This is a genomic window from Synechococcus sp. BA-120 BA3 (genome assembly GCF_034931285.1).
Taxonomy (GTDB): Bacteria; Cyanobacteriota; Cyanobacteriia; order PCC-6307; family Cyanobiaceae; genus Cyanobium.
In genome coordinates this window covers 1-15,628 of sequence record NZ_JAYGHZ010000273.1, presented here as the reverse complement: position 1 = coordinate 15,628, position 15,628 = coordinate 1, and the positions used below count along the sequence as shown (strand labels likewise).

The 15,628-nt window shown below is 67.9% G+C and carries 10 protein-coding genes and 1 pseudogene; 8 read left to right on the top strand and 3 right to left on the bottom strand.

Translation table 11 applies throughout. The features are described from left to right. Window positions 1–173 precede the first annotated feature (173 nt). On the bottom strand, window positions 174–1,763 hold the full coding sequence (locus VB737_RS10540) for a ferredoxin--nitrite reductase (RefSeq protein ID WP_500312810.1): 1,590 nt from the start codon (window positions 1,761–1,763) through the stop codon (window positions 174–176). 233 nt (window positions 1,764–1,996) lie between these two features. Here VB737_RS10540 and VB737_RS10535 point away from each other — a divergent pair, with 233 nt between their 5' ends. From VB737_RS10535 to VB737_RS10505, 7 genes are all read left to right on the top strand, one after another. Continuing rightward, window positions 1,997–3,169, top strand: a complete 1,173-nt coding sequence (locus VB737_RS10535; RefSeq protein ID WP_500312808.1) for an anthranilate phosphoribosyltransferase — start codon at window positions 1,997–1,999, stop codon at window positions 3,167–3,169. 136 nt (window positions 3,170–3,305) lie between these two features. Then, entirely contained in the window at window positions 3,306–4,859 is a 1,554-nt protein-coding gene (locus tag VB737_RS10530; protein WP_323243571.1) for an MFS transporter, read from the top strand. A gap of 173 nt (window positions 4,860–5,032) precedes the next feature. Then, window positions 5,033–7,315: a molybdopterin oxidoreductase family protein gene (locus tag VB737_RS10525; RefSeq protein WP_500312806.1), complete on the top strand. Its 2,283-nt coding sequence runs from the start codon at window positions 5,033–5,035 to the stop codon at window positions 7,313–7,315. A gap of 293 nt (window positions 7,316–7,608) precedes the next feature. Continuing rightward, on the top strand, window positions 7,609–7,818 hold the full coding sequence (locus tag VB737_RS10520) for a hypothetical protein (protein WP_323243569.1): 210 nt from the start codon (window positions 7,609–7,611) through the stop codon (window positions 7,816–7,818). 388 nt (window positions 7,819–8,206) lie between these two features. Beyond that, window positions 8,207–8,815, top strand: a complete 609-nt coding sequence (locus VB737_RS10515; protein WP_323243568.1) for a histidine phosphatase family protein — start codon at window positions 8,207–8,209, stop codon at window positions 8,813–8,815. Window positions 8,816–8,925: 110 nt separating this feature from the next. Then, window positions 8,926–11,358: a phosphoketolase family protein gene (locus VB737_RS10510; protein WP_500312803.1), complete on the top strand. Its 2,433-nt coding sequence runs from the start codon at window positions 8,926–8,928 to the stop codon at window positions 11,356–11,358. Next, window positions 11,355–12,434, top strand: a complete 1,080-nt coding sequence (locus VB737_RS10505; protein WP_500312801.1) for an acetate/propionate family kinase — start codon at window positions 11,355–11,357, stop codon at window positions 12,432–12,434. The genes VB737_RS10510 and VB737_RS10505 overlap by 4 nt, the downstream gene beginning before the upstream one ends. Before the next feature lie 11 nt (window positions 12,435–12,445). On the opposite strand, the gene VB737_RS10500 is transcribed toward VB737_RS10505, so the two are convergent. Further along, window positions 12,446–13,189, bottom strand: coding sequence for a succinate dehydrogenase/fumarate reductase iron-sulfur subunit (locus VB737_RS10500; protein ID WP_500312799.1), 744 nt, complete (start codon window positions 13,187–13,189; stop codon window positions 12,446–12,448). A 281-nt stretch (window positions 13,190–13,470) separates the two neighbouring features. Here VB737_RS10500 and VB737_RS10495 point away from each other — a divergent pair, with 281 nt between their 5' ends. Next, window positions 13,471–15,204 carry a putative bifunctional diguanylate cyclase/phosphodiesterase gene (locus tag VB737_RS10495; protein ID WP_500312797.1) on the top strand — a complete coding sequence of 578 codons (1,734 nt, stop codon included), beginning with the start codon at window positions 13,471–13,473 and terminating at the stop codon, window positions 15,202–15,204. Here VB737_RS10495 and VB737_RS10490 read toward each other — a convergent pair. Then, a pseudogene (locus VB737_RS10490) lies at window positions 15,161–15,628 on the bottom strand (fumarate reductase/succinate dehydrogenase flavoprotein subunit); the annotation flags it as partial. The gene VB737_RS10495 and the pseudogene VB737_RS10490 sit on opposite strands and share 44 nt — an antisense overlap.

Here is a 15,628-nt window from a genome sequence, read left to right as displayed (position 1 = left end):
CGCCAGGGCGGCGAGCAGATCGGGGGCGGGCTCCAGCCGGCCGGCCTCCACCGCCTGCAACCAGGGCTCCGGATCGACACTGGCCGCCCGCCGCAGGCCCTGCAGCCAGGGCCAGCGGTCGGGGCTGCCGCTGGCGGGCAACTGGAGCGGGTCCCAGGTGGCGACGGCGGCGGTCATGACGCCACGCGCCGCTGGGCGCCGAAGCGCTCCACCAGCAGGGTCTCGAGCACGTCACTGAGTTCGCTGAGGGGCACGCCCTTGTCGTGGAGTTCGGCCAGCTTCGGGTCCCCATCCATGGCGCCCCCCAGGAAGATCTTGGCCGCCTCCACCATCTGGCCGTCCTGGCGGGCCTTGGCCCCCATCAGTCCGATCTGGCCCATGTAGGGCTGGCCGCAGGCATTGGGGCAGCCGGTCCAGTGGGTACGGACGGCATGGGGAAGCTCCAGGCGCCGTTCCAGTTCGTCGATCACGGCCTGGGCCGTGCTCTTGGTGGGGATCAGGGCGAAACTGCAGTAGCGGTTGCCCGTGCAGCTCACCGCTTCGGCCTGCAGGGCCCCGGGCTCCAGACGGAATCGCCCCAGCAGGGGCTCGGCTCGCAGGGGATCGAGCCGATCGGCCGGCACGTCGATGATCAGGACGTTCTGGGCCTCGGTGAGGCGCAGTTCGCCACTGCCGTGGTCGCGGGCCAGACGGGCCAGTTCCAGCATCGACGCCGCGTCCAGGCGCCCCATCGGCACGTGCAGCCCGGCCCAGTGGAGCCCCGCCTGCTTCTGGGCCTGCAGCCCCAGGCCATCCCGGGGAGCCCGCACCACCAGGTGAGCGCCGTCGTGGGGGAGCGGCGCCGAGGCCGGCACCCCGGCCAGGGCCCCGTAGGCCTTCGCCACGGCGGAGCGGTAAGCCTCCAGGCCCAGCTCATCCACCAGGTACATCAGCCGGCTCCGGTTGCGCTGGACCCGGTTGCCATGGGCGACGTAATGGTGCAGCAGGGCGAGGGTGAAGTCGGGCAACTGGTCCGGGCGCAGCCACAGGCCGAGGGGGATAGCCAGTTCGTTGCGCTGGGCCGAGAAGAAGCCCCCCACCATCACCGTGAAGCCAAGCGGTGCCGCGGGATCCTGGGGATGGGGCGCCGGCAGGAAGGCCAGGTCGTTGTGCAGCAGGAAGCTGTCGGGGGCACCGCCCACCGCCACGTTGAACTTGCGGGGCAGGTTGCGGAGCCCGGCGTCGGCCAGCAGGCGCGACTGGATCGCCGCCACCAGCGGCCGGGTGTCGATCAGCTCCTCCGGATCGATGCCGGCCAGGGGGTTGCCGGTGATGTTGCGGGGGTTGTCGTGGCCCGACTGGCGGCTGGTGAGCCCGACCCGCTGCATCGCCTCCATCAGGGGCGGCATGTCTTCCAGCAGCAAGCCGCGCAGCTGCAGGTTCTGGCGGGTGGTGATGTCGGCGCTGCCGTGCTCGCCGCAGCGGTCGATGGCCTCGGCCAGCACCTCGAGCTGCTCGGAGCGGATCACCCCGTTCGGCAGCCGCAGCCGCAGCATGAAACGGCCGGGGGTGACCGGGCGGAAGAAGATGCCCAGCCACTTGAGTCGGATCGTGAGGGTGGCCTCATCGAGGGAGTCCCACCCCTCCGCGGCCAGCTCCGCCAGCCGCGGGGCCAGATCCAGACCGCAGAGATCGGCCTTGGCCTGCTCGACCTTGCTGAGGCCGGTCGGCGGTGGGGGGGAGACGTCGGTGCTGTTGTGAATGCTGTTGTCGGTGCTGTTCATGCGAGAGCGGCGGTCCGCATGGCTGGCCATGCGGAGGATCCCTGCCAGGCAGGTGGACGGAAGCAAAGCCTCGTGGGCGAGGTCGTCTCGAGCCGGTTCGGCGAGACATGAGCCCAGGACGCCAATGAGAGCTGCGTCGTCGGGGAGGATCGTTTGTCGGGGAGCGCCTGGGAAAGCTGCGCAGACCCCACGGATCAGGAAGGTCTTAGTCTCCGCGATGGAACTGCCCTCCCATGTCGTCACTGTTACCAGAGCCGGTCCGCCCGGACCCTGACGCCGCTTTGCAGGGGACGGTGCGCGGAGAGGACAGGGCGCAGGATCGGCGCCTGGTCCGCCTGCGGGCCCTCGGCCCCGAGCGGGCCCACTTCCGCGAGTTGATCGGCAAGGTGGGCAGCGGCGAACACACCAGCACCGGCCTGGATCGGCAGGAGGCCGGTGTGGCGATGGACCTGATGCTCCAAGGCCAGGCCGATGACGCCCAGATGGGGGCCTTCCTGATCGCTCACCGCATCCGCCGCCCCCACCCCATCGAGCTCTCCGGGATGCTCGACAGCTACCGCCGCTGGGGCCCGGTGCTGGAAACACCCGGCCGACGACCGCTCTGCTTCGGGGTCCCCTACGACGGCCGCAGCCGTACCGCCCCCCTGCTGCCCCTGGTGGCCCTGGTGCTGGCCAGCGACGATCTTCCAGTGGTGCTGCACGGCGGCGACCCGATGCCGGTGAAATTCGGCGTCACCCTGGCCGAGCTGTTCGAGTCGATCGGCATCCCCTCGACCGGCCTGCCGCTCAGCAAAGTTCAAGAGCGCCTCGACCGCCATGGGCTGGCCCTCACCCACCAGCCCGACCATTTCCCACTGGCCGAAAAGCTGGTTCCGGTACGGGATGCCATCGGCAAACGTCCGCCGGTGGCGAGTCTGGAGCTGCTGTGGACGCCGCACCGGGGGGAGCACCTGCTGGTGAGCGGCTTCGTCCATCCCCCCACCGAGACCCGCGCCTGGCAGGCCCTACGGGACTGCGGCGAGACCGACCTGCTGACGGTGAAGGGGCTGGAGGGCTCCACCGACCTGCCCACCTCCCGCGCCGGCATCACCGCCCGGGTGCGCCAGGGGGCCACCGAGCGGATCCTGCTCCACCCCCGCGACCATGGCATCGCCACCGCCGAGGTGGCCTGGGAGAACCTGGAGGCCTGGCGGACGCAGGCATTGGCGGCGCTTTGCGGGGAAGGTCCCCTGGCACCGGCGTTGCGCTGGAACGTGGCGGCCTACCTGTGGTTCGCCGGGCGCTTCGAGCGTCTCGAGGACGCCCTGGAGCGGGCGACGGGCCTGCTGATGGCCCGCAGCGGCGAGCGGCTGCGGCGGGACATGACAGAACGTGGAGAAGAAAACAGCCGCCCCGCCCCGACATGACCGCCAATCGGTAGCTATCGCCACAGCCCAAGCCCCTGCGCGAATGGTGTGATCTTGGAGTGGTCAGCATTTGCGCCGCTCTACGACCTGGGCGCATTCTTTCCAGAAGCCAGGGTTATCACCCATACCCTGACTCATGCTTGGCGAACTCTGGTCCTTCCAGGGAAGATACCGAACCCTTCACCTCACCTGGTTCGCGTTCTTCCTCACTTTTGTGGTCTGGTTCAATCTGGCCCCGCTGGCCACGACGGTCCAGGCCGATTTCGGCCTCTCCGTTCCCCAGATCCGCACCCTGGCCATCTGCAACGTGGCCCTGACGGTTCCGGCAAGGATTCTGATCGGGATGCTGCTCGATAAATTCGGGCCCCGGATCACCTATTCCACCCTGCTCGTTTACGCCGCCATTCCCTGCCTGATGTTTGCGGCCGCGCAGGACTTCAATCATCTCGTGATCGCCCGCCTGCTGCTCTCCATCGTTGGCGCCGGCTTCGTGATCGGCATCCGCATGGTGGCGGAGTGGTTCCCCCCCAAGGAAATCGGCCTGGCGGAAGGGATCTACGGCGGCTGGGGCAACTTCGGTTCGGCCTTCTCGGCCCTCACACTGGTGATCGTGGCCGGATGGCTCTCCTTCTCCGGCGGCGCCGACATCGGCGGGGTGGTGCTCAACTGGCGCGGAGCCATCGCGCTCACCGGCATCATCGCAGCCGTCTACGGAGTCATCTACTTCTTCAGCGTCTCCGACACTCCCCCTGGCAAGACTTATCAAAAGCCCGCAAAGACCGCCGGCCTGGAAGTCACCTCCATGAAGGATTTCTGGGGTCTGCTGGGGATGAACGTTCCCTTCGCGGTGATTCTGGTCGTGCTGGCCTGGCGCCTTCAGAAGGTCAAATTCCTTGATGCCGGTGGTTACACCATCGCCCTTTTGCTGGTGCTGGCCTGGTTCATCTTCCAGACCTGGGGAATCATCCGCACCAACCGTGATCTGATCTCCGGCGCCAAGAGCTATCCCAAGGAGGATCGCTACGACTTCAAGCAGGTGGCCGTGCTTGAGCTCACCTACATCGTCAATTTCGGCTCCGAGCTCGCCGTGGTGTCGATGCTCCCCACCTTCTTCGAAACCACCTTCGCGCTACCCAAGGCCACCGCCGGCATCCTGGCCTCAGCCTTCGCCTTCGTGAACCTGGTGGCCCGCCCCGGCGGCGGCCTGTTGTCCGATCGGCTCGGCAGCCGCAAGAACACCATGGGCTTCCTCACCATGGGCCTGGGCATCGGCTATCTGGTGATGAGTCTGATCAAACCCGGTACCTTCACAGGAAGTGCCGGGATTGCGGTCGCCGTGGTGCTCACCATGGCCTGCTCCTTTTTCGTTCAGGCCGGAGAAGGGGCCACCTTTGCCATGGTGCCCCTTGTCAAGCGCCGGGTCACCGGTCAGATCGCCGGCATGGTGGGGGCCTACGGGAATGTGGGCGCTGTGGCCTACCTCACCATCTACAGCCTCCTGCCGCTGTGGATGGGGGACGGCTCCAAGGATCCCTCCCCGGCGATCGTGGCGGCCTCCAACAGCGCCTTCTTCCAGGTGCTGGGGATTGCGGGCCTGATCGTGGGTTTCCTCTGTTACTTCTTCCTCAGGGAGCCCAAGGGATCCTTCGCCGAGGAACACGAAGGCGAGGCGGCCCTGGCCCAGGTCTGAGTCCGGTTCGATCCGGTCGTTCGTCCAGAGGCCTCGTTCAGCGGCCTCTTCCAGCTGTGGAGGTCGGTTGCTTCGTCCGATCTCCACCCAGCTGCGAACACCGTTCAGGCCGTTCCGGAACGCCATGCCCACCCAATCCACACGCAAGTCCCTGTTGACGGTCACCTGCCGCGATGGCTGAGCCAACTGACGCCAGAACCCTCTCCCAGTGCCCCTACTGCGGCGTGGGCTGCGGCCTCGAGATGCTTCCACCCGCCGTGGCGGGACAGAGCGTGCGCCGTGATGCCGAGGGAACGCCGATGTGGACGGCCCGCGGCAGCCGCAGCCATCCCTCCAGCCTGGGGCAGGTGTGCATCAAGGGGGCCACGGTGGGGGAAACCCTCTCCCGGGGCCGCCTCAGCCAGCCCCTGTATCGCTCCAGCCTGGAGGAGGACTTCCAGCCGATCCCCTGGGAGGCGGCCTTCGATCTCCTGGTGGATCGGCTTCGCACCATCCTGGACACCAGGGGGGCCGGGGCCATCGCCATGTACGGCTCCGGACAATTCCACACCGAGGACTACTACCTCGCCCAGAAACTGTTCAAGGGGGCCCTGGGAACCAACAACTTCGATGCCAACTCACGCCTGTGCATGAGCTCGGCCGTGGCCGGCTACACCCGCAGCCTCGGCTCTGATGGGCCACCCTGTTGCTACGAGGACCTCGACCACTGCAGCGTCGCGTTCCTGATCGGCACCAACACCGCCGACTGCCATCCGGTGCTCTTCCAGAGGCTGCTGAAGCGCAAGAAACGCCAGCCCCGCAGCGTCACGATCGTCGTGGTGGATCCGCGGGCCACCGACACGAGCAAAGCCGCCGATCTCCACCTCGCCATCGCCCCCGGGACCGATCTGGCCCTGCTGCATGGCATCGCCCACCTGGTGCTGCGGCAGGGGGGCTTCGACAGCGACTTCATCGAAGAAGCCACGGACGACTTTGCCGCCTATGGCCAGCTGGTGGCGGACTGGACACCCGATCGGGTGTCAGGCCTCTGCGGCATCCCCGAGGAAAAGCTGCGGGCCGTGGCAAGGCTCTGGGCATCGCAGAAAGGCATCCTCAGCCTCTGGTCGATGGGGGTGAACCAGCGCCGCGAGGGCACCGCCGTGGTGGGGGGGCTGATCAACCTCCACCTGCTCACCGGCGAGATCGGCCGTCCCGGGGCCGGGCCCTTCTCCCTCACCGGTCAACCCAATGCCATGGGCGGCCGCGAAGCCGGGGGGCTGGCCCACCTGCTGCCGGGCTACAGGCTGGTGGCCAATGGCGAGCACCGGGCGGTGGTGGAGCAGGCATGGGGCTTCGCGCCGGGGTCGATCGCTCCCGAGCCCGGCCTCACCGCCTGGCAGCAGGTGGAAGCCATCGAGGCCGGCGCCCTCGATCTCTGGTGGGTGGCGGCCACCAATCCGCTGGTCAGCCTGCCGAATCTGGAGCGCGTGAAGGCGGCCATGGCCCGCTGCCCCCTGGTGGTGCTGAGTGAGGCCTATGCCGCCACGGAGACGGCCCACTACGCCCATCTGCTGCTGCCGGCCTCCCAGTGGAGCGAAAAGGCCGGCGCCATGACCAACTCCGAGCGGCGGGTCACCTACTGCCCGGCCTTCCGTCCGCGCCATGGCCAGAGCCGGCCCGACTGGGAGGTGTTCGCTGAACTGGGTCGTCGACTCGGATTCACGGAGCAGTTCCGCTACGGCTCATCCGCGGAGGTCTATGCCGAGTTCGCCGCCCTCACCGCCGGTCGGGTGTGCGATGTCTCCGGCCTGAGCCATGCGCTGCTGCAGCGGGAGGGGCCACAGCAGTGGCCCTTCCCTTCCGGTAGCCAGCCCAGCTCCGCTTCCCGGAGGCTCTACGGCGACCTCTGCTTTCCGACTCCTTCGGGGAGGGCCCGCTTCGTGGCGGAGCAACCGCTGGGCCTGGCGGAACCGGCCTGTGAGGCCTATCCGCTGGTGCTCACCGTGGGGCGCTACCTGGGCCAGTGGCACACCATGACCCGCACCGCCAAGGCGGAGCGGCTGCAGGCCATGCATCCGGAACCACTGCTGGAGATTCATCCACAGGATGCGCAGCGCTTCGGCATCGACGATGGTGACCTGGCGTCCATCACCTCCCGTCGCAGCCGGATCACCGCCAAGGTCCAGGTGACGGATCGGATCCGCCCCGGCTCGGTGTTTCTGCCCATGCACTGGGGCTTCAGCCAGGAGCTGGCCTGTGAAGCCAATGCCCTGATGCACGAGCAGGCCTGCCCCATCTCCGGCCAGCCGGAACTCAAGGCCACCGCGGTCTGCGTGGCTCCTGCCGCCGCCGTGCACCGACCCCGGGAACAGCCTCTGGGAAGCGATCCCGCCAGCCATGCGGGGGATGCCACAAGGTCATCAGGCCATCGGTCCAGTCGAGACGATCAGGGAGGCCCGAGCCGTGCGGCCTGTTGAGAAGTATCAAGAACTACAGAAAGTCGTGAGGTCCGGACGGGGCCCACGAGAGTTGCAATCGGTGTCGTCCGCTGCGGATACTTTCCCCTGCATCCCTGGAGGATGAATGAATGACTGAGTTGTTCCAGTGCATCTCGCGATTTCACTGGGCCTGCTCCTGGGTATCGGTCATGGCTGGCTGGCCTCTGAGCAACGACTGCGGTCCACCGTCTCCACCCCTTTGAGCTGGCTTCAACCCGTCAGCCACGGCGAGGCGCTTTCCCCATACTGATGGGGTGCTGCCAGGCTCCCCGATGACCCAGATCAGGACCTCCAACCGCGCCGGGGCCACCCCCCTTGGGGTTGCCGCCGGATTTCTTGGTGCCTTTGTGGTGGCCTCCCTTGCCATTCAGTTGATCCGTGGGGCCCAACCTGCTGCCGGCACCGCCATGCAGGCTCCTGCCAGACCAGCCCCCGTTGTGGCCCATCAGGCCGCCCTCTGGGACACGCTGGGCAAGCCCTGACGCGCTCACCTCGTGGGGGAAAGAGCCCCTTGCCGGGCCGCGTACGGGAGATGGGGACAGGACCGCGGATGGACAACAAGCTCAGGCGGTCTTCTGAGCAACGCCCCTGGACCAGCCTCGGCGGCTGGCCACCACCTTCACCGACCTGACCGCGTCCAATGCAGTGACCTTCTGGGGTCGGATCCTTCCCCGGAGATCGGTCGTAGGGAGGACCACATGGAACGGCGAGCATCCTCGTTCTCACATCCCCAGGAGCAAGAATGACCTTCCGGCAAAAGGGGCATCCCGACGATCCCCCGGTTGGGACGCCATCAATCCCTACCCCAGCTGTCATGCCGTGCCATGGAACGACCAAGCGAGCACACTTCGCCCCATGGAAGGCAAGACAGTGACAACACACCAACACGACCCAGCCCCCGGCGCCGAGGTGGTCCTGATTCGCCACGGAGAAACGGCATGGAGCCTCTCAGGCCAGCACACCGGCAGCACCGACATCCCCCTCACCGAGCGGGGGGAGGCGGCCGCCCGCGGGCTGGCCCCGCTCCTGGCGGCGAGCCCGTTCTCCCTGGTGCTGTCCAGTCCGCTGCAGCGGGCGCGGCGCACCTGCGAACTGGCGGGCCTGGCTGGGGAGGCCCGCCTTGAGCCCGACCTTGTCGAGTGGGACTACGGGGCCTACGAGGGTCTGACGAGCAAGGAGATCCAGCGGGATCGGCCAGGCTGGATGGTGTTCCGTGATGGCTGTCCCGACGGGGAGAGTCCCGCCCAGGTGGGGGAACGGGTCGATCGGGTGATCCGGCGCCTGCAGCAGGGTGGCGGCCGGGTGGCCCTGTTCGCCCACGGGCATCTGCTGCGGGTGTTCGTGGCGCGCTGGATCGGGCTGACGCCCAGCCACGGCGCCCATTTCCTGCTCGACACCGCCACCCTCACGATTCTGTCCAACTACCGCGGCCTGCCGGCGGTGCAGTGCTGGAACGCTCCCCTGGCTCCGGGCCCCTGAGGGCGGTCCATGTCGGATTGCTGACCCCCCCAAAGGAGAGCGGTTGATTTATCAGCTTTTTCACGCAGGCAGGCGAAAGTTGAGGTCAATGCCCCCTGCATGTGACGGCCATGACCATCTCGACGATGGCCCCCTTCGAGGCCCAGGCCATGACGCCGGAACTGGAGCAGGAGCTGTCCCTGATCGATGCCTGGTGGCGCGCCGCCAACTATCTGGCCGTCGGGATGATCTATCTGCGGGACAACCCGTTATTGGCCCAACCGCTGCGCCATGAGCACGTCAAGGCACGGCTGCTGGGGCACTGGGGCTCCTCCCCCGGCCAGGCCTTCCTCTGGGCCCATGCCAACCGGGTGATCCGCCGCCACGACCTCGACATGATCTACCTGTCGGGGCCGGGTCACGGCGCCCCCGGCGTGCTCGGCCCCACTTACCTCGACGGCAGCTACAGCGAGGTCTACCCCGACAAGAGCCAGGACAGCGAGGGGATGCGCCGCTTCTTCAAGCAGTTCTCCTTCCCCGGCCACATCGGCAGCCACTGCACCCCGGAAACCCCCGGCTCGATCCACGAGGGCGGGGAGCTCGGCTATGTGCTCTCGCACGCCTGTGGGGCGGTGTTCGACAACCCCGACCTGATCGCCCTGGCCTGCGTCGGTGACGGCGAGGCCGAAACGGGCCCCCTGGCCACCTCCTGGCACATCAACAAGTTCCTCAACCCGATCGGCGACGGGGCGGTGTTGCCGGTTCTGCACCTGAACGGCTACAAGATCGCCAACCCCACCCTGCTGGCCCGCATCCCGCGTGAGGAACTGGCCAGCCTGATGCGCGGCTACGGCTGGGAGCCGCTCTTCGTCGAAGGCCACGAACCGATGGCCATGCACCGGGCCATGGCCGCCGCCATGGACCAGGCGATCGGCCGCATCCTGCAGATCCGCGCCGAGGCCCGCGCCAGCGGTGAAGCGGTCCGCCCCGCCTGGCCGATGATCGTGCTGCGCTCGCCCAAGGGCTGGACCGGGCCGGCCTCTCTGCACGGCAAGAAGCTGGAGGGGTTCTGGCGCTCCCACCAGGTGCCCCTGGCCGCGCCGAACACCGACCCCGAGGAACTGCTCCTGCTGGAGGAGTGGCTGCGGAGCTACCGGCCCTGGGAGCTGTTCGACGAGCACGGCACCCTGCGGCCGGAACTGCAGGCGCTCTCCCCGCAGGGACACCGGCGGATGGGCTCCAACCCCCATGCCAACGGCGGCCTGCTGCGCCGCAAGCTGCAGTTCCCCCCCCTGGAGAACTATGCGGTGGAGGTGGCGGCCCCCGGCACCACGGAGGTGGAGAACACCTACCCGCTCGGCGAGCTGCTGCGCGACATCATCCAGGCGAATCCCGTGTCGATGCGGGTGTTCGGCCCCGACGAAACCGCCTCCAACCGGCTGCAGGCCATCTACGAGGTGAGCAAGAAGGTGTGGATGGAGGAGTTCCTGCCGGAGGACCTCAACGGCAGCGAACTGGCCCGCAACGGGCGGGTGGTGGAGATGCTCAGCGAGCACACCCTGGTGGGAATGATGGAGGGCTACCTGCTCACCGGCCGCTACGGCTTCTTCCACACCTACGAGGCCTTCGCCCACGTGATCGCCTCGATGTTCAACCAGCACGCCAAATGGCTGGAATCCTGCCTGCTGCATGCCACCTGGCGGGCCCCGATCGGGCCCTGGAACTGCCTGATCTCCTCAACCGTGTGGCGCCAGGACCACAACGGCTTCACCCACCAGGATCCCGGCTTCATCGATCTGGCCGGCAACAAGAGCGGCGACGTGGTGCGGGTGTACCTCCCGGCTGACGCCAACTGCCTCCTGGCGGTGGCGGAGGAGGCCCTGGTGGAGACGAACGTCTGCAACATCATCGTTTCCGACAAACAGAAGCACCTCCAGTACTTCAACCTGGAGCAGGCCAGGCGCCACGTGGCCAAGGGGATCGGCATCGTGGGCTGGGCCAGCAATGACGACTGCGGCAACCAACCGGACAACCCGGATGTGGTGATGGCCTGCGCCGGCGACATCCCCACCAAGGAGACGCTGGCGGCGGTGGAGATTCTGCACCGCGAGATCCCTAATCTGCGCATCCGTGTGATCAACGTGGTCAAGCTGTTCGCCCTCACCGAACCGAACGAGCATCCCCACGGCCTCAGCGACAGGGATTTCGACACCCTTTTCACCACCGACCGACCGGTGATCTTCAACTTCCACGGCTATCCCTGGCTGATCCACCGCCTCACCTACCGCCGCACCAACCACGCCAACATCCATGTGCGCGGCTACAAGGAGAAGGGCAACATCAACACGCCCCTCGAGCTGGCGATGAACAACCAGATCGATCGCTTCAATCTGGTCATCGACGTCGTCAACCGGGTGCCCTTCCTGCGTTCCCGCGCCGCCCACGTCAAGGAGCGGATGCAAGACGCGATCCTCTCCCACCGGGCCTATGCCCACACCCACGGCACCGATGCCCCTGAGGTGACCGACTGGCGCTGGACGCCCCCGGCGGCCGAGCACGCATGATCTCGCCGGCCACGGCGACGGTGGCTGGCGAGGTGCTGGTGCTGAACGCCGGCAGCTCCAGCCTCAAGGTCTCCGTGCACAACCGCGCCGGGGACTGCCTCTGGAGGGAGCAGCGCAGCTGGAGCGTCGGCGCCGCGGAGGGGACGGCCCCTGAGGAACGCCTGGAGGCGGTGCTGGACGCCTGGCTGCCCGGCGTCCTGGCCGGCCGGGTAGCGGGTCTGGCCGTCGCCGGCCACCGGGTCGTCCATGGCGGGGAGCGGTTCACAGCCCCCGTCCGGCTCGATGCCGCGGTGCTCGCGGCCCTGGAGGAGCTGGTGCCCCTGGCTCCGTTGCACAACGGTCCGGCCCTGCGGGTGATGCGCTGGCTCAGCCGCTGGCAACCGGAAATCACCCAGTGGGCCTGCTTCGACACCGCCTTCCACGGCACCCTGCCGGAAGCCGCCCGCACCTACGCGATTCCGGCCCGCTGGCGCGCCGAAGGCCTGCGACGCTTCGGCTTCCACGGCCTCAACCACCAGCACGTGGCCGAAACCGTCGCCCGCCGGGGTGAAGACCTGCGGCTGATCAGTTGCCACCTCGGGGCCGGCTGTTCCCTCTGCGCCATCCGGGGGGGCCGCAGCATCGCCACCACCATGGGCTACACCCCCCTGGAAGGACTGGTGATGGCCACCCGCAGCGGTTCCATCGACCCCGGCCTGCTGCTGCACCAGCTGCGCCGAGGGGTCACGGCCGAGGAACTCGACCACGCGCTGCAGCAGGACAGCGGCCTGCTGGGCCTCTCGGGACTCAGCGCCAGCATGAAGGATCTGCGCCAGGCCGCCGCCGAAGGCCACGCCGGTGCCCAGCTGGCAATCGATGTGTTCCGCCACCAGCTGCTCCAGGGCATCGGGGCCATGGCCGCCAGCCTTGGCGGGGTCGATGTGATCGCCCTCACCGGCGGCATCGGCGAGCACGATGGGGCCCTGAAGCGGGAACTGGAGGAGGCGCTCGGCTGGCTGGAGCCGTTCGAGCTGCTGCAGATTCCGGCCGATGAGGAGGGCGTGATCGCCCGGCACTGCGGCGCGGCCGTGATCTGAGATCTGAGGGCTCAGGGGCGCCGCCAGGACTCGCGGTGCATCCAGCTGATCCAGTCGGCGGAGATCTGCTTGGGGCAGGCGGCCTCGCATTCCAGGTGGCTGCTGCAGCTGCCGAAGCCCTCGCTGACCATCCGGTCCTGCATGGCGCGGGCACGGTCACGGCGCTCCGGCTGGCCCTGGGGCAGCTGGCCCAGGTGCGCCAGCTTGGCGGCCACGAACAGGCTGGCGGAGGCGTTGCGGCAGCTGGCCACACAGGCGCCGCAGCCGATGCAGGCGGCGGTGTCGAAGGCCTGGGCCGCCTGCTCCCGGCCGATCAGCAGGGCGTTGGCCTCCGGCGCACTGCCGGTGTTGATCGAGCAGTAGCCGCCGCTGGCGATGATCCGGTCGAAGGCGGAACGGTCCACGGCCAGGTCCTGCAGCACGGGAAAGGCCCGGGCACGGAAGGGCTCCAGCGTCAGCGTGGCGCCGTCGCGGAACTGGCGCAGGTAGAGCTGGCAGACGCTGGTGGCCCGCTGGGGCCCCTGGGCCTGGCCGTTGACAAGAAACCCACAGGATCCGCAGATGCCCTCGCGGCAGTCGTGCTCGAAGCCCACCGGCCGGCCCCCGGTGGCGATCAGCCGTTCGTTGAGCAGGTCGAGGGCTTCCAGCAGGGACAGGTCGGTGGACACCCCCTCCAGCCTGTGAGCCTCGAAGCCGCCGTGCTGGTGGGGACCGGCCTGGCGCCAGATCCTCAGGGTGAGGGAAACGGTTTTCATGGAAACGGCCGTGGCCCGGGGCCGTTGGCGGGCCCCGGGCCACGCCGGGGACGGCCCCGATTCTGCCGCTCCGGCGGCAGGAATGTTGTCATTCCGCTTCATCCCCGCGGCAAAGGCCCCAGCGGCGAGGCGAAAGATGCAAGACTCAGGCAATTTTCAGAAATGGGGTTCCGGCGCCCCATGCCCGATCGGGTCCCTGCTGCCCCGTGACCGACCCGTGAATGCCCCGTGACCGCCCTGTGAACGACCACCGAAAACTTGTCGTGGAACTTCGCCGGTCGATGGGGCGTCTCGAGGCGGCCCTCGGCACGATCAGCGATGCCCTGGTGATCACCAGCTGCGAGGGGCGGGTGCTGTGGTGCAACGCCAGCTACGCCCGGCTGGTGGACCGCACCCCCCCGGCAGTCCTGGGGGAATCGATCTACGACCAGCTGCCCCGCGACTGCGACAGCGCCCCCCTGCTCAACCCCGAACTGGTGCAAGCCGGCGGCGACCTGGGGGGGCACTTCACCCGGGTGCTGAACCGCAGCGAGCTGCGGGCCATCGAGATCGAGTGGAAGCCCATCCGCAGCGAGCGGCTGCGGCCGCTGATCTTCTGCTTCCGGGATGTCAGCGCCCTGCTCTCCTACGAGCAGCTGCGGGTCGAGGCCGAGCGGATCGAGCGGCGACGCCAGCAGACCGAGAACCTCAACCGGGCCCTGGAACTGGAACGCCTCGCCCTGGCCACCAAGGTCATGGAGTGTCCCGTCACCGGTCTCCCCAACCGTCGCGGGCTGCACGTCAGCATTCGCGCCGCCCTCAAGACCCAGCGGCAGAACGGGGGCCGGATCAGCATCCTGTTCTGCGATCTCAACAGTTTCAAGGAGATCAACGATCTGCACGGCCATCAGATCGGCGATGACCTGCTGATCGAGATCGGTCGCCGGCTGCAGCGCTCCCTGCGCTTCGGTGACATTCTTTCTCGCCTCGGTGGCGATGAATTCGTGGTGCTCACGATGGGCATCTTCAATGAGGCTGATGCCCTGCAGCTGGCGATGCGTCTCAATGACACCGTCGGTCAGGCGTGGTCGGTGGAAGACCACACAATCCGCCCGTCGATGAGCATTGGTATCACCATCTCCGATGATCCGGACATCTCCGTCGACGAGTTGATCCGGCGGGCAGATCTGGCCATGTACGAGGCCAAGACCAACGACCAGCACATCTCTTTTTACCATCCCTCCATCGACAAGAAGGTCAGGAAGAACATCCATCTGCGCCATCAGCTGGAGGGGGCGATCCAGCACGAGGCCATGTTTCTCGCCTATCAGCCGATCGTCGGGCTTGAGGATCGGACGGTGGTGGGGATGGAGGCGCTGCTGCGCCTTGGGGCGATCACGGCTCCGATCGCCACCCCCTCGGAATTCATCCCCCTCGCCGAGCGCACGGCCCTGATCCTGCCGATCGGCCGCTGGGTGATCAGCGAAGCCCTCCGGCGCCTCGCCGAGCTCCGCGCCAAGGGATCAGAGGTCACCATGGCGATCAATGTGAGTCCCCTGCAGCTCAAGGAAAGCGGCCTCAGCGACTACTTCCTCACCCAGGCGGAACGGGTCGGGGTGGATCCCAGCTGGACCGTGATCGAGGTGACCGAAAGCATCCTGATCGAACACCCTGAACTCGCCACCTCCGAGCTGAGCCGGTTACGGGAGGCCGGCGTCAAGGTGCATCTCGACGACTTCGGTACGGGATACTCCAGCATGTCCTGGCTGGCGCGACTGCCGATCGACTCGATCAAGGTCGACCGCAGTTTCATCGCCGACTTTCTCAACGACCACCGCAAGGCCGTGGTGCTCGACGCCATGATCCGCCTCTCCCACGACCTGGGTCTGGGCCTGATCGCCGAAGGCATCGAGACCGCCGAGCAGCACGAAGGCCTGCTCGCCATGGGCTGCGACCAGGGACAGGGGTTCCTCTTCGGCCGGCCCGAGCCTCTCAGCCGTAGCTTCGCGGTCCCGGCACAACGGATCGGTAGGTAAGCGGCTCGCTGTGGCGCACGGGGCTGCCTCCGGGCCGGTGCTCCCAGGCCGCGATGTGGGCGAAGCGCTCATCGTCCCGCAGGGCTTCCCCGTCCGGGGTCTGATGGTCCTCGCGGAAGTGGGCGCCGCAGGATTCCTCCCGCGCCAGGGCATCCCGCAGCATCAGGTCCGCCAGCCCGAAGAAGTCCTCCAGCCGCAGGGCCTTCTCCAGCTCGCCGTCGAGCACACCGTCCTGGTCGGGCAGGCGCAGATCGCCGAGGAACTCCTGGCGCAGGGCCTCCAGCTCGGCGAGCGCCTCCGTGAGGCGATCGGGACGGCGGCTGATGCCGCAGGCATCGATCATCAGGTGGCCAAGCCGGCGGTGGAAGACATCCGCGGGCTGGGTTCCCCCCGTGCGTCGCAGGGCCCCGATGCGAGCCTCCAC

Bases quoted from the DNA above. Each gene is read 5' to 3' on its own strand.
- VB737_RS10540 (WP_500312810.1), bottom strand. From the start codon at position 1,763: ATGAACAGCACCGACAACAGCATTCACAACAGCACCGACGTCTCCCCC.
- VB737_RS10535 (WP_500312808.1), top strand. From the start codon at position 1,997: ATGTCGTCACTGTTACCAGAGCCGGTCCGCCCGGACCCTGACGCCGCT.
- VB737_RS10530 (WP_323243571.1), top strand. From the start codon at position 3,306: ATGCTTGGCGAACTCTGGTCCTTCCAGGGAAGATACCGAACCCTTCAC.
- VB737_RS10525 (WP_500312806.1), top strand. From the start codon at position 5,033: ATGGCTGAGCCAACTGACGCCAGAACCCTCTCCCAGTGCCCCTACTGC.
- VB737_RS10520 (WP_323243569.1), top strand. From the start codon at position 7,609: ATGACCCAGATCAGGACCTCCAACCGCGCCGGGGCCACCCCCCTTGGG.
- VB737_RS10510 (WP_500312803.1), top strand. From the start codon at position 8,926: ATGACCATCTCGACGATGGCCCCCTTCGAGGCCCAGGCCATGACGCCG.
- VB737_RS10505 (WP_500312801.1), top strand. From the start codon at position 11,355: ATGATCTCGCCGGCCACGGCGACGGTGGCTGGCGAGGTGCTGGTGCTG.
- VB737_RS10500 (WP_500312799.1), bottom strand. From the start codon at position 13,189: ATGAAAACCGTTTCCCTCACCCTGAGGATCTGGCGCCAGGCCGGTCCC.
- VB737_RS10495 (WP_500312797.1), top strand. From the start codon at position 13,471: ATGGGGCGTCTCGAGGCGGCCCTCGGCACGATCAGCGATGCCCTGGTG.